This window comes from Perlucidibaca aquatica (genome assembly GCF_001676655.1).
Classification (GTDB): domain Bacteria; phylum Pseudomonadota; class Gammaproteobacteria; order Pseudomonadales; family Moraxellaceae; genus Perlucidibaca; species Perlucidibaca aquatica.
The window spans coordinates 78,363-93,271 of record NZ_LZDB01000001.1 but is presented as its reverse complement, the minus strand read 5'-3'; the positions used below and the strand labels follow the sequence as shown (position 1 = coordinate 93,271).

9 protein-coding genes and 2 pseudogenes are annotated in these 14,909 nt (G+C 57.5%); 2 read left to right on the top strand and 9 right to left on the bottom strand.

Annotation, left to right across the window (positions count from 1 at the left end):
• Positions 1-50: 50 nt before the first annotated feature.
• Positions 51-1,313 carry a hypothetical protein gene (locus A8710_RS00425; protein ID WP_068857481.1) on the top strand — a complete coding sequence of 421 codons (1,263 nt, stop codon included), beginning with the start codon at positions 51-53 and terminating at the stop codon, positions 1,311-1,313.
• Here the strand turns inward: A8710_RS00425 and A8710_RS00420 are convergent.
• From A8710_RS00420 to A8710_RS00400, 6 genes and pseudogenes are all read right to left on the bottom strand, one after another.
• Entirely contained in the window at positions 1,282-2,235 is a 954-nt protein-coding gene (locus tag A8710_RS00420; RefSeq protein ID WP_068857480.1) for a transglutaminase family protein, read from the bottom strand. The two genes, A8710_RS00425 and A8710_RS00420, sit on opposite strands and share 32 nt — an antisense overlap.
• On the bottom strand, positions 2,232-4,706 hold the full coding sequence (locus A8710_RS00415) for a circularly permuted type 2 ATP-grasp protein (RefSeq protein ID WP_068857479.1): 2,475 nt from the start codon (positions 4,704-4,706) through the stop codon (positions 2,232-2,234). The genes A8710_RS00420 and A8710_RS00415 overlap by 4 nt, the downstream gene beginning before the upstream one ends.
• 38 nt (positions 4,707-4,744) lie before the next feature.
• A pseudogene (locus A8710_RS00410) lies at positions 4,745-7,669 on the bottom strand (transglutaminase family protein); the annotation flags it as partial.
• Positions 7,670-7,903: 234 nt separating this feature from the next.
• A pseudogene (locus A8710_RS12545) lies at positions 7,904-8,095 on the bottom strand (transglutaminase N-terminal domain-containing protein); the annotation flags it as partial.
• Between the two features lie 92 nt (positions 8,096-8,187).
• Positions 8,188-9,732 (bottom strand): inorganic phosphate transporter, encoded by a 1,545-nt coding sequence (locus A8710_RS00405; RefSeq protein ID WP_198341580.1) that lies wholly within the window; start codon positions 9,730-9,732, stop codon positions 8,188-8,190.
• A 93-nt stretch (positions 9,733-9,825) separates the two neighbouring features.
• Complete coding sequence (locus tag A8710_RS00400; protein ID WP_068857476.1) at positions 9,826-10,233, bottom strand: OsmC family protein; 408 nt, start codon at positions 10,231-10,233, stop codon at positions 9,826-9,828.
• Between the two features lie 90 nt (positions 10,234-10,323).
• On the opposite strand from A8710_RS00400, the gene A8710_RS00395 reads away from it, so the two are divergent.
• A complete protein-coding gene (locus A8710_RS00395; RefSeq protein ID WP_068857475.1) occupies positions 10,324-11,202 on the top strand; it encodes a crotonase/enoyl-CoA hydratase family protein in 879 nt (292 codons plus the stop codon).
• 1 nt (position 11,203) lies between these two features.
• On the opposite strand, the gene A8710_RS00390 is transcribed toward A8710_RS00395, so the two are convergent.
• The 3 genes from A8710_RS00390 to A8710_RS00380 form a co-directional block, all read right to left on the bottom strand.
• Complete coding sequence (locus A8710_RS00390; protein WP_068857474.1) at positions 11,204-12,595, bottom strand: DEAD/DEAH box helicase; 1,392 nt, start codon at positions 12,593-12,595, stop codon at positions 11,204-11,206.
• A gap of 54 nt (positions 12,596-12,649) precedes the next feature.
• Complete coding sequence (locus A8710_RS00385; RefSeq protein ID WP_082968562.1) at positions 12,650-13,804, bottom strand: PAS domain-containing sensor histidine kinase; 1,155 nt, start codon at positions 13,802-13,804, stop codon at positions 12,650-12,652.
• A gap of 110 nt (positions 13,805-13,914) precedes the next feature.
• Positions 13,915-14,829: a dienelactone hydrolase family protein gene (locus A8710_RS00380; protein WP_082968561.1), complete on the bottom strand. Its 915-nt coding sequence runs from the start codon at positions 14,827-14,829 to the stop codon at positions 13,915-13,917.
• Positions 14,830-14,909: the final 80 nt, after the last annotated feature.

Below are 14,909 nucleotides of genomic sequence, written 5' to 3'. Positions count from 1 at the left end.
TCGTGAAAACCCGCTATGCTCCGCAAAAATAAGCCTATTCGGAGTGTTTCATGTCGGTCTTGCCATCGGTTGCATCCAGTTACCAAGAGGCCTTACGAGTAGCGCTGACGCGACAGGATTACCCCAGTGTCATTACGTTGATTCGACAGGCGGTGCAGGCCGATCGACGCGCCCTGACCGACCCACTCATCAAGTCTTGGCTGGCCCTGCGCTGGCAGAACCTATTCCTGCAATTGGCGGCACAAGATCGTGCGGCCGTGAAAGTGGCGCGGGGTGTGCGCGGTTATCTTGGCGATAAACGTGAGGCCATGCAGGTATTGGCTGAACGCTTCTTAGTCAAGGCGGACCCGGCGAGCTGGCAGCCCAACTTACCCCCTGTCGTCTTGCCGCAAAAACTCAATGCCACGCTGATTTTCTGTCCGGGTTTTATTAATGGTCTGCTGCCAGTCCATGCGTTCGAGCACGAGTTTGACGCGCTAGAACAGCAGCTCGGCCTGCGTGCCTTTTGTGCCGATGCACATCCCGTTCGCAGCTGCGAGGCCAATGTCAGCGACCTGCAGGCGGCCATCGAAGCGGGGGAGGGTTTCAAGGCGCTGAAAGGCGGCGCAAGTGAGCCCGTTAAGGGGCCCGATCCGGGTGATGTGGTGCTGATGGGCTACAGTAAGGGCAGTGCAGATATTCTCGCGCTGTTAGCTCAGCATCCGGGACTAAAGGACCGTATCAAGGCGGTCTATACCTGGGCAGGGGCTATTGGCGGATCGCATACGGCAGACACGATTTACCAACTGATTGCTGACCTGCCGCTGGATGCTGCCGCTCAACGCTTACATGACTTTCTTGCCATGCTGATGCCGGGCGTGACACGCCAGGGAACGTTGCGGCGCTTGGATGAGTACGACATTCTGGGTGCGGTACGCAGCCTAACCACGACCGAGCGCGAGGCCTTCCTCGCGCATCACGGCGCAGCGATTGATGCACTCAATGTGCCGTTTTTTAACGTTACTGGTTCGACCAAATTGCTTGAAGTGCCGACGTTTCAAATGCTGGATTATCAGAAGCTAAGCAAGTTTGATCCCGACAACGATATGCAGGTGACGCAGGCGCAGGCCACGTTGGCATTGCCCATGAGCACGCATGTGGCGACCCTGCATGGGCATCACTGGGATATCGCTTATCCGCCCTTTCCGCGCAAAATGCGCATGACCACGCCGAATCTGGACCATCCTTTCCCACGTAAGGCCGGCATCATGGCTAATCTGATGCTGGTGGCCGAGCTGGGGCTTATTGGCTCTGGCTCTGGCCCGGCCTGCTAGGCGACACCGGCATCACCGTCACCGACACATCTAAGGTGTGCTCGCCGCCGCCGATGATGACCCCGCGCAGAGGAGACACATCGCTGAAGTCACGCCCCCAGGCCAGCGTGATGTGCTGCTGATCGGGCAACACACCGTTGGTTGGGTCGAAATCGACCCAACCAAAATGCGGGCACCACACCGATACCCAAGCATGTGAGGCATCGGCCCCAATGAGGCGCGGTTGACCTTCAGGCGGCTCGGTTAATAGGTAGCCACTGACGTAGCGTGCGGGCAGGCCCAGCGAGCGTAAGCAGGCAATCATGAGATGGGCAAAGTCTTGGCAAACGCCACGCCGCTGTTCCAGCACGGTGAGCAAGGGCGTGCCGACATCGGTGGCCTCGCTGTCGAACTCAAACTCGTTATACATCTTCAGCGTCAGTGCATAAACGCCGGTCAGCAGCGTGTCATCCGCGCCGAAGCAGGGCAAAGCAAAGCGGGCAAAGTCGTGTTTGATGCGCACATACGGTGACTCCTGACGATACGCCAGCGCGTCCAGTTGTTCTGGGTGCGAAAGTGCCACGCCACGGAATCGGCAGCGTTCCACCACATCCTGCCAAGGTGGGCTGAGCAAGAAGTTCGGCATGGCTCGCGGAAGTACAGAGATGTCTAGCTCTGCACTGAGCAGCAACTCCTGGTGAGGCTGGCGGATGTCTAACCACAGGGCTGGATTGCCAAAGGCATCGGGGGCGGACGTGCGCTGTTGGGGCTCTGGCGTGCAGTGAATTTGAGCCGAATGAATGTGTTGCCAGGGCAGTGTCCGGGGCTGCAAATGCAGAAGCTGCTGTGACAAAGACACGGGCAGTTGATAGTTGTATTGCGTGTGGTGACTAATGCGATAGTGCGTCGCTACACCTGCTTCTGCACGTTTGATGGCGCTCATGTCGATACCATCGATTGGCTCTGTCGCTCGATGTGTGCGAAGTACTGCAGACTGATTTTGTCGGCTAAATCCCACGTGGCTTGCTGCAATGCGGCGAGTAGTTTCGCCAGCGTTGCCAAAGAATGTGGCAGTCGCTGCGGAGAGGCTAAGTCACTTTCAATCACCGCCAAGTCGAGGCTTAGCAGCTGGGTTTCGAGCTGGCTCATGGTGCGATGTTCAGCGCTGCCAACAGCACTTAATAGTTGCACGATTTGCCGCAGCTGGAAGGCGACGCTGTGGGGGTTGCCGGGATCGAGCAAGAGCAAATCAAGCACGGGAATAAGCTGTGCTGAGGACAGGTAGCGGCTGCGATAGGTGATGCGGCTATCGGCAATATCGAGTAGCCAGTCGAGCGCGGCCTGGCTGTGGCCGTGAGGTAGCGGCAAGGTATTACAAAGTAGAGCACAGAGCTTTTGCAGGCGTTCAATGCGACGACCGAGCATGAGAAAGCGCCAGCTCTGATCTTGCGTCATGTCATCGAGCGCAAAGCCGGCCAGCGCCGACAAACTCATCAGCAAACGATCCAGAAAGCCGACAGCGGCACCCGCTTCTTGGGTAGGGTCCAGACTCACAGCTTCCTGTTCCAGCTCGACAATAGCGATCCAGTTTTCATGCGACAGTCGGCTGCGAACCTCGGCCGCTGCGCCGATTAAGGCGCGCAAGGTTGACACCACGGACTGGCTTTGATGCGCACCGCCGATGCTGGCGAGCAGTTGCACATCCAGCGCGTCATCTCCATTGAGTAGCCCGAGCTTTTGTCCGTGGTTCAGCGCCAAAATTAGGCCGAGGCCTTGTCTGGGGTCCGCTTCTAAATAACGGCTGAGGGCCGAGCGAATCAGTCGCGCATGATGGTCTGTGCGTTCTGCGTAGCGGCCCAGCCAAAAGAGATTTTCGGCCAGTCGCGAGGGCAGGTAAGGGTCTTGTCGCTGCAAGTCACGGACGCCCAGCGTTCGCAAACGCGGGAACTCAGTCGCAGCCTGCTCACTGAAGCAGACCCAGGTATCTTTACTGGTGCCGCCGCGTTGCATGGATACCACTTCTTCGTCACGACGCCCCGCCACTCGGCTCAGGGCCCCCGGCATCACTTCATAACCCTCAGCGCTAGCGACGGCATAAACGCGCATGCCAGTGGCGTGATTTTCAAAGCCTTTCGCCTCGCCCTGCCAGACAGGTGTTTGTGCCATCGCCACGGTTTCCTGCGCCAGATACGCATAGGGGCGTTCGCGGATGCGCTTGCGCAAGGCGGCGAGGCCTTGAGCATCGAGGTCGCGGCCAAACACGGGTGCAAAATGCTGCGAGGGGAATGCGCCTTTGATGACCAGTTCAGGTAAACGTGCCAGTGCTTCTTCCATCACCGGCGGTTCGCCGCACCACCAGGTCGCCACAGAGGGTATTTCTAGCTTTTCACCCAGCAGGTGCTCGCAGGCCTTGGGTAAAAAGCTCAGCAAACCCTGCGATTCCAGCACGCCACTGCCAAGGGCGTTGGCGATCAGCACATGGCCAGCGCGTGCAACCGCGAGCAGGCCGGGTACGCCCAGCGCCGAGTCACCGCGTAGCTCTAACGGATCACAATAGTCATCATCGAGGCGCCGAAAAATGGCATGCACACGCTTCAGCCCGCTCAGCGTTTTCAGGTAGACATAGGGTTGACGCACGCTCAGATCGTGGCCCTCCACCAGCGGAATGCCAAGGTGGCGGGCGAGGTAGACGTGTTCAAAGTAGGTTTCGTTGTAGCGGCCGGGTGTGAGCAAAACGATTAAGGGCGGCTCACCATCGGTGCGTGCTTGCTGACGCAGGGTACGCATCAAACCTTGAAAATAGCCGGTGAGTGCCTCAACGCCGAGTTCGCGATACAGGGCCGGAAACGCGCGCGCGACCACTTGCCGATTTTCCATGGCATAGCCAGCGCCTGACGGGGCTTGCGTACGATCCGCCATGACCCACCACTGGCCATCGGCAGAACGAGCAAGATCTACCCCAACGACATGCAGCCAGGTGTCATTGGCAGGTCGCATGCCGTGGCAGGGCCACAGATAATTGTGATGACCAAAAATCAGTTCGCTGGGCAAAATGCCCTGAGCAATCAGTGTTTGCGGGCCGTAAAGATCAACGAGCAGGGCATTGAGCAGGCGCGCGCGCTGCGCCACACCACTGGCAATGCCTTGCCACTGATCCTGCGTAATCAATTGTGGAATCGGCCCCACACGCCAGCTGCGGTCCTGCCCTTGGCTATCACCGTATAAATTATAGGTGACACCGTTTTCCTGCACTTGGCGATTGACCAAGTCATAGCGCTGCTGCATTTGTGCGGGGCTTAAGCGATTAAGCGCCTCGGCAAATTGCGCCCAATGCGGATGCACCTGCCCGTCGCTAGCGAAAATCTCATGGTAGCGATGGGCCGAGGGGCGCAACGTGCCTAGCAAATTGGTCATAGCATCCCGAGTGATTTACAGCGCTGCGTTTGGATTCATCATGGTCGGCGCAAATCTAACATGAAGGGATGCTCAAGGTTGCTGACACGTGCTTGGGGCGTGATCCAACCCGGCGTGTGCCCCATGCGGATAAAGCGTGCTTGGCGCCGTGCTTCAGCTGCGTAGGCATTGATCGGGTGGTCATCACTGTTACTGCCGCCGGGGTGCATAACATGGTGCTGGAAGCCGCCCAGTGAGCGTTTCATCCACGTGTCGTAGAGGTCAAAGGTCAGTGGGGCATGCACGCCAATCGTGGGGTGTAAGCAGGATGGCGGCTGCCAGGCGCGAAAGCGCACGCCGCCAATGAACTCACCGGTCTGTCCGGTCGGCTGCATGGGCAAGGTCACGCCATTGCAGGTCAGTGCATAGCGTTCGCCGGCCATGCCGGTGACCTTGACTTGCACGCGTTCCAGCGACGAATCGACATAGCGCACCGTGCCCGCTGAGCTGCCTTCTTCGCCCATGACATGCCAAGGTTCGAGTGCGTGACGCAGCTCCACGTGCATGCCCTTGAGATCAATGTCGCCCAGTTTCGGGAAGCGAAACTCCAAATGGGGTCGGAACCATTCCAGATCAAAGCCATAGCCCGCACGCCGCATATCGGTCATGACATCGGCAAAGTCCTGCTCCACGAAATGCGGCAGCATGAAGCGATCGTGCAGCTCCGTGCCCCAGCGCGTCAGGCGCTCAGGGGCATAGGGCGTCTGCCAGAATCGCGCGACCAGACCACGCAGCAATAACTGTTGTGCTAGCGACATCTCGGCATGAGGCGGCATCTCGAAAGCGCGCAGTTCGAGTAGACCAAGGCGGCCACTGCTGCTGTCTGGCGAGTACAGTTTGTCGATGCAGAACTCGGCGCGATGCGTGTTACCGGTGACATCGGTGAGCAGATTGCGCAGCAGGCGGTCGATCAGCCACGGGGCGGTGGTTTCGCCCACGGGCGGGAACTGCCGAAAGGCCGTCTCCAGTTCGTAGAGCGAGTCGTTGCGGGCCTCGTCAATGCGTGGTGCCTGCGAGGTCGGGCCGATGAACAGGCCGGAGAACAGGTAGGACAGCGACGGGTGGTTATGCCAGTAGCTGATGAGGCTGCGCAGCAGGTCCGGTCGGCGCAGGAACGGCGAGTCGGCTGGCGTGGCGCCACCCATGACGAAATGGTTGCCGCCGCCAGTGCCGGTGTGACGGCCATCGACCATGAACTTTTCACTGGTCAGGCGCGTGGCATGAGCAGCTTCATAGAGATGCTTGGTGCGACTGACCAGCTCGCCCCAGGTCGCCGACGGATGAATATTGACCTCGATCACGCCCGGATCTGGCGTGACCCGGAAGTTGGCCAGGCGCGGGTCCTGCGGCGGCTCGTAGCCTTCTATAAGCACCGGCTGCTGCATGACTCTGGCGGTCGCTTCAATGGCGCAGACCAGCGCCAGATAGTCGTCGAGCTGGGTTAGCGGCGGCATGAACAGGTAAAGATGCCCGTCGCGGGCCTGAGCGCTGAGGCTGGTCCGGGTCAGATGCTTGGCGGACTTATGCAGCGCCGGCGGCTGTGCGGTCAGCGTCTGCGCCTCGTGAAACTGCGCCTTTTTCTGGCTGGCGTTGGTGAACGGCAGCTGCTCAATCAGGCGCGTTACGATGTCGGGCGGCTGGCGCAAAAGCTGGGTGTAAGCCGGCAGCGGTGGCAGCGCCACACTGGCGTCTTGCGGATGCACATACGGGAATTCGCTGTCGCGAACCCAGGGCTGCGAGTCCAGCGGCAGGCGATAGCCGATCGGCGAATCGCCGGGCACCAGATAGCAAGTCTCGTCACGCAGGAACCATGGCCCTGTCTGCCAATGTTCGCCATCGGCAGTACGGCTTAATGGCAGTACATGCCCAATCACAGCATCCAAGCCTTGCCCAAAGACCTTGGCAAGGCGAGCCCGCTCCAGCGGATCTTTCAGGCGAGAATCCTCGGGCGTGACATTGCTCGGTAGCTGGCGCTCGCGCCAGAGATAATAGAGCGCGTCCTCGTAGGCCGGAAATACGGTTTTGTTGGTGAGGCCGAGCGCGGTGGTGAGTTTGTCGAGAAATTCAGCAGCCGTTTTTTCCGTGGCCTTGCCGGGCTTGGACTCATCAGCAATGAGTGCCGCATCGCGCCAAATCGGCTGACCGTCTCTGCGCCAAAAGCAATTCAGTGACCAGCGCGGAAGCTGCTCGCCGGGGTACCACTTGCCCTGGCCGAAATGCACGAGACTGTTCGGCGCATGCTCCAGACGCAGGCGATGAAATAGCTCGGCGGCTCGAATGCGCTTGGTCGGGCCCAATGCGGCGGTATTCCATTCCTCGCCATCGGGATCATCGACTGAGACGAAAGTCGGTTCACCGCCCAGCGTCAGGCGAACATCTAAACGCTGTAAATCCGAGTCAATAACATGGCCGAGCGCGTCAATATCGGCCCACTGCTCCTCACTGTAGGGCTTGGTGACGCGCGCCGTTTCATGGCTGCGGGTGACCTGCATGTGGTGCTCGAACACGCACTCGGCTTCTTCCAGCAGACCCGATATCGGCGCGGCCGATGATGGCTCAGGGCTGCACGCCAGCGGAATATGGCCCTCGCCGGCAAAAAGCCCGGAGGTGGGATCGAGGCCGATCCAGCCCGCTCCCGGTAAATACACCTCGCACCACGCATGCAGATCGGTAAAGTCTTTTTCCGGGCCGGATGGGCCGTCCAACGATTTCACATCGGCAGTGAGCTGAATCAGATAGCCGGAGGCAAAGCGCGCGGCGAGGCCGAGATGCCGTAGCGCCTGAACCATCAGCCAGGCCGAATCGCGGCAGGAGCCGGAGCCCTTGGTCAGCGTTTCCTCGGGGCTCTGCACACCTGGCTCCAAGCGGATCAGGTAACTGATATCGGTGTAGATGCGCTGGTTTAGCTCAACCAGAAAGTCGATGGTCTTACGCTGCTGCCGAGGGACTTGGTCCACAAAGGCTTTGAGTCGCTCGCCCATCGGCAGTGTGACCCGATAAGGTGCAAGCTCTCGCACCAGACTGGGGTCCTCATAACTGAATGGCCACTGCTCTGCCTCTGGCTCAAGAAAAAAATCGAACGGGTTAATGACGGTCATTTCCGCAACAAGATCGACTTCAACCCGAAAATGTTGAGTTTTCTCAGGAAAGACCACGCGAGCTAAATAGTTAGCCTGTGGGTCTTGCTGCCAGTTAATAAAGTGCTCGCCGGGCGTGACGTTCAGGCTGTAACTGAGGATGCGAGTGCGGCAATGCGGGGCTGGGCGCAAGCGAATGACTTGTGGGCCGAGGGTAATGGCACGGTCATAGCGGTAATCAGTGACGTGGTTTAGCGCGATCTGGATGGGCACGAAGCACGACCTAAGCAGTTGAGGTTAGCAAAGCTAGAGCAAAGGTCGTGCCAGTCTGCATCCACGTGCAGACTGGCAGCGAAGTGACGTGCTTAGGTCATGATCCCGGTAATCAGAAAGTAAATGACTGCGGCCATGAGTGCCGTTGCTGGAACGGTAATGACCCACGCGGCTGCAATTCGGAATAGCTGCGAGCGCTTAACTAACTCTTTGCGATAGACCTTGCGCAGACCTTTGCGCTCTAACTTGGAGAAATGTGCCGGATCTTGATCGACTTTCGCGCGTGCTTTCAGATCACGGATCATGGAGCCTTTCTGATGAATATCCGCTGCAGTGAACTCGGCAATGAACAGATCAATGGCGACCTGATCACCTTCGGGGTGGTGCGCTTTAATGTCACTCACCATGCGATCGAAATTATGCTTTAGGTATTCACGCAGAAAGCCCACACCAAAAACACCGCCAACCGCGATATGCGTGGAGCTGACCGGCATGCCGAGTTGGCTAGCGATGATGACGGTTAGCGTCGCAGCCATGGCAATACAAAATGCCCGCATTTGGTCTAGCTCGGTGATTTCGGAGCCAATGGTGCGAATCACCTTCGGGCCGTATAGCGCCAAACCCACGGCGATACCGATGGCTCCGATGAGCATGACCCACAATGGAATTGGCGCATCGCTATGAATTTCACGGGCGCTGGAGCTATACACATCAACAATGGCCGCCAACGGCCCAATGGCATTAGCCACATCGTTAGAGCCATGTGCAAAGCTGAGCAAGGCGGCTGCAAAAATCAACGGCACATTGAATAGGCTATTCACGCCCGACTTGCCTTGGCGATCATCTTGCTGCTCATTGCGCAAACGCCATTTCAAAATCAGTAACGTCACGACTGCCACAGCGAAGCCAATCGAGGCAGCTTCACTTAGAGAGATGGTGATGAGCTTGCTCGCGCCTTTTAGCAGCAGATAGGTGGTGAAGGTCCAAGCCATGGCGGCAACCAGCCAAGGCACCACGCGCCGTGCGGCGGTCATCATGTCGCTTTGGTAGGTAATGCTGCGTTTAATGATGTAGAGAAATAATGCAGCTACTAAAGCGCCCATGAGCGGGGACACAATCCAGCTCATGGCAATGCTGCCCATTTTCCCCCAATTAACGATGTCCATCCCTGCGGCGGCAATGCCTGCGCCGAGAACGGCACCGACGATCGAGTGCGTGGTAGACACGGGAGCGCCGGTGGCGGTTGCAATATTGAGCCAGAGTGCGCCAGCCATGAGTGCTGCCAACATGAGGCGAACAAAGGCATCGGTATCGGGAATCATGGCGGGATCAATAATGCCGTTACGAATGGTGCCAACGACCTCGCCGCCCGCAATGATGGCGCCTGCTGCTTCGAAGATGGCGGCAATCATCAAGGCTGTGCCGAGGTGCATGGCTTTGGAGCCCACCGCAGGCCCCACATTATTAGCAACATCATTGGCGCCGATGTTCATGGCCATATAGGCGCCGACCATCGCCGCGATGACCATGGTCATGCTGACATTGCCGTCATTGAGGCTGGCGGTGTAGAGCATAACGCTCAACACAAAGAGCAGTCCCAATCCAAAGCGCACTTGTTCTAAACGACCTTTTCTCATTGCGCGCTCCAGTTTTTGCACATGTTCAATTTCCATCTTTCAATTCCGTTACAGATTTGTGTGGGAATTATGACAGAGCGAGCGCGAGTGCGTTTATTGAATTGCGTTGGTATGAACTTGAATGGGTTGTGTCAGGAGTTTGTGCACCGGGCAGGCATTGGCGATTTGCAAAAGGCGGCTGCGCATATCGTCGTCCAGTGGGCCTTTCAGGGTAATTTGGCGGGTGATCAGGTTGCCCGTTTCGCCAGTGCCTGGCGAGCCCAAGGACAGTTCAACGTATACGCCCTCCAGCGGCCACACTTTGCGCTTGGCGTACATGCACAAGGTAATGGCCGTGCACGCGCCCAGGCCTGATAGCACCAAAGCGATGGGATTAGGCCCGTTGTCACCACCGCCCAGTGACGCAGGTTCGTCGGCTAGCCATTGGTGTAGGCCATCGTTGAGCAAGACTTGGTAAGGTGTGTTGCCGCTAGTGGCAGAAATTATTTTTGCTTCAGACATGGCGTATCTCATCCGCTGAGTGGTTGTGTCGCTAAGCATCCTCGCGTACAAACAAGCGCAAACTGCAATGGCTTAGCTTAGGAGTCAACGATGTATAACACCCTCGACTATCGTGTTGAAGACCGCATTCTTACGCTAACACTGAACCGCCCCGAGCAACTCAATGCCTTTACGGTCGAAATGGCCGATGAACTGGTCGCGGCATTTGAGCGAGCCAGTGAGGATGATGACGTTGCTGTGATCGTCGTAACGGGAAGTGGTCGTGCCTTCTGTGCCGGTATGGATCTGTCGGTACCGGGCAATGTCTTCGGCTTGGATGAGACGCAGCAACCCACGCTGGCGGACATGCACGAACGTCTGCATGACGAGGCCATTCATCGTGGTGTGCGCGACACCGGTGGTCGTGTCACGCTGGCCATCTACGAATGCAAGAAGCCGGTGATTGGCGCCATCAATGGCGCGGCTGTTGGCATCGGTGCCACCATGACGCTGGCGATGGATATTCGCCTGGCTTCAGAGAAGGCACGTATCGGCTTTGTTTTCGGCAAAATTGGCGTAGTTCCCGAAGCCTGTTCGAGCTGGTTTCTGCCGCGCATCGTTGGCATTCAGCAGGCCTTGGAGTGGGTCTATACGGGTGACATCTTGACGGCTGAACAGGCACTCACCGGCAAGTTGGTGCGCTCAGTTCATGCGCCAGAAGAGTTGCTGCCAGCGGCCTATGAGTTGGCGAGAAAGTTCAGCCAGAACAAGTCGCCCGTGGCGGTCGCCTTTGCGCGTCAGATGCTGTATCGCAACGCCGCTCAGCCGCACCCCATTGAAGCGCATCGTATTGATACGCTGGCCATGTTCTACACCAGTCTGGAAGATGGCAAAGAAGGCGTGAGCTCATTCCTAGAGAAACGCGACCCGGCATACGCCAGCAAGGCCAGTGCCATGCCAGCGTTTTATCCGTGGTGGAAACAGGCCTGATTTAGAGTCCTGCACGCGGCGGTCGGCGATTGCCCCCGCCCGTGTTGCCACCACCGCCATTGCTGGTGTTGCCACCCGCTGGACGCGGCCCACTCGGGCGCTGACCTGCAGGGCGGCCGGATCCGGCGGGCTTACCAGCACCCGCCGGTTTGTTGCCTGCTGGCTTGCCACCGGCGCCGCCACGGGGCGCTGAGTCGCGGCGCGGCGGACGAGCCTGCTGCGGTTTGCGCAGCGGCTCTGGCTTGGCGTTTGGATCGGGTTCAAAGCCGGGCACAATCACACGTTCAATTTTCTGGCGGATAGTGCGTTCAATATCGGCCAGCAGCTTGTGCTCATCCACGCACACTAACGACACTGCTTCACCGCCGGCTCCGGCGCGACCGGTACGGCCAATACGATGTACATAGTCTTCGGGTACATTCGGCAGCTCGTAATTCACCACATGCGGCAGGGCATCAATATCGATGCCGCGCGCGGCAATGTCGGTGGCGACCAATACGCGCAGGCGATTGGCCTTGAACTCGCCGAGTGCTTTTTCACGAGCGCCTTGGCTCTTGTTGCCATGAATCGCCATCGCTGGAATGCCGTCTTTGGCCAAGCCTTCAGCGAGACGATTAGCGCCGTGCTTGGTGCGGGTAAAGACCAGCACCTGCGACCACTGACCATCCAGAATGAGTTTTTCCAGCAAGGCTTTTTTCGAGTCCCGATCGACGGGATAGATTTTCTGCGTGACGCGCTCAGCCGTTGTGGTCTGCGGCGCGACTTCAATGCGCTCTGGATTATTCAGCAGCGAACTCGCAAAGCTACGAATTTCCGGCGCGAAAGTGGCCGAGAACAACAGGTTCTGGCGCTGTTTCGGCAGCAGCGCCAGAATGCGCTTGATGTCGCGAATGAAGCCCATGTCGAGCATGCGGTCGGCTTCATCAAGCACCAGAATCTCGACGCCGCCAAGATCCAGCGAACCCTGACCTACGTGATCGAGCAGACGACCCGGTGTGGCTACCAGAATGTCCAGACGCTTGCGTAGGCGATCGCGTTGCGGATTGGCATTGACGCCACCGAACATCACCATCGAGCTTAAGTTCAGGTCTTGGCCATACTGGCGAACACTTTCTTCCACCTGTGAGGCCAGCTCACGCGTGGGCGTGAGCACCAAAGCACGGATGCGATGCTTGGGTGATGGGTGCAGCACCGGCGTCGAGCTGAGGCGCTGGAGTAGTGGCAGCGTGAAGCCGGCGGTTTTGCCGGTACCGGTCTGAGCCGCAGCGAGTAAGTCACGGCCGGACAGCACGACAGGGATAGCCTGCTGCTGAATGGGAGTGGGTGTGGTGTAGCCGACGGCGTTAAGCGCGCTCAGCAACTCGGGCATGAGACCGAGATCAGCAAAAGACATGGAATATCCGGGGGGAGCAAGGAAGGACGCTATGGTACTCGAAATCGCATGGCTTTAGCGTTGCTCAGCCGCAGCCAGCAAGAGGTCGATATAAAACGTGCTGCCTTTGGGTGAGGAGCTCAAAATGCCGATGCAGCCTTGCATTTGCTGCATGAAGCCGTGGGAGATGGGCAAACTAAGCCCCATGCCCCCTCTAAGTGCGGATGAGTCCTCATAGGAACTGGCAAATTGTTTAAAAATAGTCGCCTGTAAATCGTTAGAAATGCCGGAGCCATAATCGCGAATTAATAGCCGTAATTTGGTTGAGTCGAGTAGCGATACTGTCAGGTCAATTCGGCTGCCACGAGGCGAATAACGAATTGCGTTATCTAAAACCGAGGTGATTACCCGCTTCAGGCGGAAGTTGTCTGCCCAGACCCAGTGTCCGTAGCCCCCTTGAGCTGAAGGTAGCTGCACAGCAGACAAAGTCGCCTGCTGGTGTAGCTCCTCAAGGGCTTGTTGAATAATCGGCCCCAGTTCATGACTGGCCAGAGGGATATCAATAGCTCTGTTGGTCAAGTGTTCGGCATCGAGCAGCTGTTGCGTGAGCTTTTGAAGGCGAATGCTGTGGCGAAGCGCCATATTCACAAACTCCAGCGCTTGATCGGACAGTCTCACCAGCTCTGGTGTTTTCAACATAGATAACGCGCCAATGATGGCGGTTAGCGGCGTGCGGAGTTCGTGACTCATCACCGAAACCAGAGATTGGCGTAAATGGTCTAGCTTCTTTTGCTGTGTAATATCGCGAATCACACCGACATATTGGCTTGTGGAGCCTGGTGGCAAAATCGAAATAGCCATGCCGATGTCGAAGCAGCTGCCGTCCTTACGCTCACCTTGAAGCTCTAGTACAGGCCCGAACAGGTCGGGTCGGGTTTGACCCGACTTCCGCGCCAGAATGCTGTCATGACGAGAGCGATAAGGCTCCGGCATCAACATAGAGACATTTTGGCCAATAACCTCCTGACTCTCATAGCCAAACATGGTGAGGGCGGCCGAATTCGCGCGTTGAATAATACCCACACTATTTATGCTGATAATGCCATCGGCGATGGTGGATAGAATGGTGTCTAAGTAGTGATCAATATCTGTGGTCGTGAGCGCCGACGCAGCGGACTGCACGGGCGCCGGATGCGGAAATGGACATTGAGACGAGAGCAAGTTGTTCATGACCCTAGTAATACAGCACTTGGCCACGGTTTGTGTTTTTGAGTTGTAGTAGGACAGCTATCTTTTTGTCAGAAACCGGGCTGTATTGCCCGGTTTTAGTTTGACAAAACTTATACGCCCCGCGCCTTTAGCCAGTCACCGGCGAGCTTCCAAGCGTAGTCGGCCGCTGCCTTATCGTAGGTGGGGCGATAGTCCGCATTAAAACCGTGGTTCAGGCCAGGGAACACCACAATTTCTGAGCCGGAACTGGACTTCTGAAGCTGGGCCCGCATTTGGTCCACCATGGCATCGGGAATGAAGCTGTCGCTGCCGGCATAAAGCCCCAGAGTGGGCACGTTCAGGGTGGCAGCAATATCAATAGGGTCATTGGCTTTGATGTCAGACTTCAAGCCGCTGAGCAGGCCGTAATAGGCAATACCCGCTTTCACGCGAGGGTTGTGTTGGTTGTATAACCAGACCATGCGGCCGCCATAGCAAAAGCCCATTGTGCCCAGTTTTTTGGTGTCGGCGTGGCCCGAAGCTTTAGCAAAAGCAATGCTGGCATCGATGTCTGCAAAGACTTGTGCGTCGGGCACTTTGGCGACGACCTGCGACAAAATCTCGCCAATGTCGGTCATTTTTGAAACATCACCTTGCCGGGCAAACAATTCGGGTGCGATGGCGTAATAGCCCATTTTCGCCAAGCGTCGGCAAATATCTTTAATGTGCTCATGTACGCCAAAAATTTCCTGAATCACCACGATGGTCGGATGCTTTCCCGGTTTGGCTGGCATGGCACGGTAGGCTGGAATATGACCCCCAGCGGCCGGAACACTGACCTCGCCCGCGACTAAGCCGCGCGTGCTGGTGGTGATGGCCTGTGCCATGAGGGGCGTGGAGGCCAGGGCAAAGCCGGTCGCCAGCGAGGTCACTAAAAAGCCGCGACGACTGAGTTGATTGGGCTCAGAAACGACCGTGTTGGTGGCTTGTTGGGCATTCGTTGCTTGAAAGTCTAAGGGCTTTAAACCGTAGTGATTGAGCTTCATGAGAGCGTCCATTAAGAGTCATAAAGTAGTGCTGGCAACTTAGGACTAAGCCTCCACAAAAACAACTACACGAATAGCGT